Annotated in this window: 5 protein-coding genes; all 5 read left to right on the top strand. The window is 47.5% G+C overall.

The window, feature by feature from the left end:
* Positions 1-168 precede the first annotated feature (168 nt).
* The 5 genes from RMS95_RS04575 to RMS95_RS04555 all read left to right on the top strand — a co-directional run bounded on the left by RMS95_RS04575 (position 169) and on the right by RMS95_RS04555 (position 4,632).
* Positions 169-603: a hypothetical protein gene (locus tag RMS95_RS04575; RefSeq protein ID WP_310643988.1), complete on the top strand. Its 435-nt coding sequence runs from the start codon at positions 169-171 to the stop codon at positions 601-603.
* 25 nt (positions 604-628) lie between these two features.
* Positions 629-1,150: a hypothetical protein gene (locus tag RMS95_RS04570; protein ID WP_310643987.1), complete on the top strand. Its 522-nt coding sequence runs from the start codon at positions 629-631 to the stop codon at positions 1,148-1,150.
* A gap of 40 nt (positions 1,151-1,190) precedes the next feature.
* Positions 1,191-2,210, top strand: a complete 1,020-nt coding sequence (locus RMS95_RS04565; RefSeq protein ID WP_310643985.1) for a hypothetical protein — start codon at positions 1,191-1,193, stop codon at positions 2,208-2,210.
* Between the two features lie 749 nt (positions 2,211-2,959).
* Entirely contained in the window at positions 2,960-3,835 is an 876-nt protein-coding gene (locus RMS95_RS04560) for a hypothetical protein (RefSeq protein WP_310643983.1), read from the top strand.
* Between the two features lie 74 nt (positions 3,836-3,909).
* Positions 3,910-4,632: a hypothetical protein gene (locus tag RMS95_RS04555; RefSeq protein WP_310643982.1), complete on the top strand. Its 723-nt coding sequence runs from the start codon at positions 3,910-3,912 to the stop codon at positions 4,630-4,632.
* Positions 4,633-4,713 lie beyond the last annotated feature (81 nt).

The following is a 4,713-nucleotide window of genomic DNA, read 5'->3' as shown; positions in this document are numbered from 1 at the left end:
TGGTATCGTTCTTCTCGGCTGAGGTGCTTGTACATTGGGCAATTTCGATTTGGCGGTTAAAGCGGCCATGATGCTCTCGCATCCTCAGCCACCTATAACCAGTTCATCTTTGTTGCACTTCGTCCTTGAATCCGCCAATCCTTGTTTCTCAAGGGAATGTTGCTTCTCATGGCGTTTTTACTAGGCCTGCAGATGGGGCAATCCCGTCTGCAGCGTCAGTGGGATGCTGAGAAACAAACCGTGCAAATCGCACAAGTAAAGCAAGAACTACACGTGGCCGATGTCGCTCGAGTTCAAAACCAAATATCGAAAGAGATCTCTGATGACTACCGCAAGAAGTCTAGTTTGTTGGCTAACCGTCCTGTTGTGGCTGGGCGGGTGCTCGACAAGCCCGAAATCAGCTCAGGTGATTTGTCCGCCGTTTCCAGTAATGCCTCAGGAGTTACTTCAGCCAGCGCCTGCTCTATACCTTTTACCAATGGAGATCAGGTGACGATACCCTGTGAGCAACTAATTAAAGATGCGACGCAAACTGCATTGATGTTGCATGAAATGCAACGTTGGTACATACGACAGGTAGCCATCTCTTCTTGCAACTGTTAGGCTTCAGTACGAAGGAGATCAGCAATTGACGAACAGACAACAAGCCATTGAAGCGTTTGTTGCGAACGGCTACGAAGAGATCTGCACGGATTCAGGCACGGGTTCGAGCATTCTGGTGAACGCAAAGCAGCAACGCGTCGCAAAGATCAATCAGGATGCGGCGTACGCGAAATTCGCTGACTTCTGCCTTGGTAACCCAGAGCTCGCAGTTCCGAAGATTTATTCACACGAATATCCACTTGGTCCATTTCTTCCTTCGTCAAATGATCCCTATTCCGTGGCAGTAATGGAGCTTCTCACGCCGCTTACCGAATATGAAGGGGCAGAGTTAATTCAGTGGGTGCATTCTGTCTTTGAGATTCTCAAGCTTGACAAGTCGATGTCTGAGTACCCGAGCGACGCGTTTAATCTCACACATACACTCCAAATGTTGGTGGATGCGGCGCGTCGTGTTGAAGTAAATCTAGATGTATTAAAGAGCACTAATTACTTGAAACGCGTATCCGGAGGTTCTGCGTGCATTGTTTTTTCCGATCCCTTCAACTGAAGCCTGACCGCTGTGGGGCGGTAGTACCCAACAGTAATTGATGTCGATTGATAGCTATCGTTTTGTCATGATTCCGATGCTCCCCGTCCTTATGCAGGCGACCAAGAGTGCCCGCACTACCATGGCCGAGTGGTTTGATTGCTATCCGCCTAGATATCCGTGGATGGTCGCTTCCGACTACTGTATTGGCGACATCAACAAGCCAAACGACGTTTTGAGCTTCGTCATCATTGCACCGCACGATACAGCCGACAACATCTGCGAGTACATCGCCGGAGCCGCTCCAAAGGACCTAAAGAACACCAAGAATATTCCGGTAGGCTTAATGCAGTACCTAACCTGCGAGGTGCCCGTGACGTTCAGTATTTCTTTCGTGCTGAAGCGTCAGGAAGCCCTCCTGCGAGCGCATTTGAAGGTCGAGAATATGCTTGATTTTGTGCCGGGTGCAATCGCTTATCTAGAGCATCGTCTGGAGAAGTACCCCGCTGAGCGAACAGTCGAGGTCCACGAGGAAATGGTGACGCGTTTCAAGGCCTTCGGTCGTGAGTTGGCAAGCAAGAATTTGAACGCCAAGCTGGCCCGCCAGATGCACCTAGCAGCTGCAACCTCAGCAACAGTATTCAACAACTTGAACTTAGCCAAGCAGCCGAAGGCAATACGCTGGATTTCAGACCGCGACGCTCTGATTGCGCGGCATGATGCCGTTGTCTACGACCTGACCTACGTCTATTACATGTTGCAGGCGGAAATTCACGCAATGGGAGAGATTGAGGCTGGCCGTACGGTGCCAACTACGCAGGCAGACCTCGGATTTGAGATTCCCGAACAGACGGGAAAACACCGCTACGATGAGATTGTCCGGCTTCCTGACTACCTCGCTGGCACGCTGGCCGATCTAAATAATGAGACGATGACCTTGTCGCGCGACAAGTTCGACGTGGTGCTCAACAACGTGTTCGTTAACTCAAAAACGAATTGGGTGGTCCAGCTTCTTTCCGGCGAGGGCTTGGTAACAGCGCGGTCGGCACTATTCCGTGGGCAACACCAGCGACGGCAATAGAAAAGTATTAATCCAGCACATCCTTGCTCCGCCTGCCAATCAGAACGCATATGCAGAGTCATACAACTGAAGATTCAGAAATTTATGACTGAACGAACACTGGTTAATTTGCCTCCAAAAAGAGGGTGTGATCGTCAAAACGTGCCGCCGGGAATCAAACACATCTTCGAAACATTGCTCACTTTAATATTTGTGTTAAAAAAGGGTGTATGCAGATAGCTATGAAACGCTGCTAATTTTGTGCGTTCCAAGGACTAAGCGGCAACGGTGGCCAAAAAACAAGGAGTTTGCATGACACGACCAGTAATACAAGGCATGCGCACATGGCCCCGTAATTTGAGTACTTCCCAAGGCGGAGGGCTCTCTACCTCTCAGTATGGCGGTATGTCTACTTCCCAGTACGGAGGCGCTTCAACCTCGCAATACGGAGGTTTATCCACTTCACAATACGGAGGTATGTCGACATCACAGTACGGCGGACTTTCTACATCGCAGTACGGTGGCCTTTCAACCTCGCAATACGGAGGATTGTCTACATCTCAATACGGAGGTTTATCGACTTCACAGTATGGAGGCCTCTCTACTTCGCAGGGGGGCGGAATGTCTACCTCCTCGAGCAATGTATATCGAAGCAACATCCCTCCATGGCCTCACTTCGTTCTTGAACTTGAAGCTAGGGGATTTCAAATGCAAGCGAATTTAATTCGCCAGCACTTACCGCCATATTTGTGGCCTGAAAACTTTTTCAAATGAAATCAGATAGCTGTTCAGATACGAGTTTGAAAATAACAAATGTTGCGTTGCTTTTCGCTGGATTAGCTTGCCTTGTAAAAGGTGTGCACGTTTTATGGACTGCAAATGAAGGCAGTAGTGCGGCAACGGCATTAACAGCGGGCTTGTTTTTGTTGCTCGCATCTACGATTGATCGGTTCGAGGTTCTGAAGGGCTGGGGGCTTGAGGCTAGAACAAAGCAGTTAGATAAGACCCTCAGTGAGGCCGTTGCAACACTCAACCAACTCAGAGAAATAGCCGAACTTTCAAGTGAATCCATAGTTTCACTTAATTCAAAGGCCGGGCGTTGGGATAGCGCTCCAAGCGCTCAAGTTGCGTACGAGGTTGTGAAGCGAGTACGCGCTAATTTGATGGAGTTGGGTTCTGCTGAACAACGAGTCAAGCAGATCATGGAGCCTTGGGTCAAAGTGACCACAAATGACTTGGTTCGAGTGATGTTGACAGAGCTTCGCAAATCTCTGCAGCTTGGCAGCGAACACTACAGGATTCAACTTCAGTCGTATCCACTACCCATCCAGGCAGGCGATTCAAATCATCAACTTCTTTTAGATAGTCTCAATAAATTTGGTAGTTTTGAAGGCGATTATTTCGGAAGTGGTAACGATTGGCCAATCGGTAGTCATGCCTCTAAATTAGTAGAGTTCGTTGAGAAGATGCCTTTGCTCGATGAGTCGGATAGGCTGAAACTTCGGCATTTCATTTCTCCTTGGCTCTCGCGTCTTGAACGCCTTGCGAGTGATTATGAGCTGTTAGATGAAGACGAGTGGTTTAAATCGTTAGATGAAGAAAAACCAAGCTCGAATGGCAGCAATCAGAGCAGTGCTGAAATCTAAAGATCCAGCGAAATGGCTGTAATGACAATCAATGTGCCGAATTCAATTTGTAAAAAATTTATTAAATGGGCACCATGAAAATTTCAATCCAAGATCTCACTCTGGCTTACCGAAAGGCAAAAGTTGATCTTTACTACTCAAGCCATCCATCGATTTTTAAGATTGCAGAGTATGAGGAAAAGATTGCTAAAAATCTAAATGACTTGCTTGAAAAAATACATCTAAAAGATGAGAGTTGGGTGACGGAAGCTACTTTCTACGGAGAGTGGTCGCTTGATCCAAAAGCAATAAAGAAAAGCCTCACTTCTGTTAACGATGGTCTAGTCTTCGCATCACCGACTGACGAATGGACGGCCATAGTAGAAAACAAACTCTTCCCTGAAGCAGAATTTCGTCTGATGGCACATTGCAGTATTGATATGCATGTACTTTCTGCATTGTGGATGTTGAAGGTAGGCGATATCTACGATAGACAACTGAGCGCTAACTCTTATGGCGGCCGACTACGCAGAAAGCCAAATAATGACCTAGACCATCTTGCCCTTGGATCATTTAAACCGTATTTGAGACCGTTCAAAGAATGGAGAGAAGGCGGCATCAAAGCCATGCAGGCTGGCCTTGCCTCAGATAAGAAAATTGTTGCTTTGACAGCGGATATCAGTAGCTTTTATCACGAGCTAGATCCTGAATTCATGCTGAATGAGACGTTCATGTCTCGACTTGGAATCAATTTAAATGAAGGGCGGATTCAAGGACGAAGTGCAACACGCTTTAACGAGGCATGGAATACCTCGTGAGGTGTCTTGAATCCTAGTCGCTTTCTGGGGCGATGATTCAATCGGTTTTCAATCATAGTCAATTCCTCATCCGTCACGGTT

The organism is Limnohabitans sp., assembly GCF_031539175.1.
Lineage (GTDB): Bacteria > Pseudomonadota > Gammaproteobacteria > Burkholderiales > Burkholderiaceae_C > Limnohabitans.
Note: the sequence above shows the minus strand (reverse complement) of the source record. Positions and strands in the feature narration are given on the sequence as shown.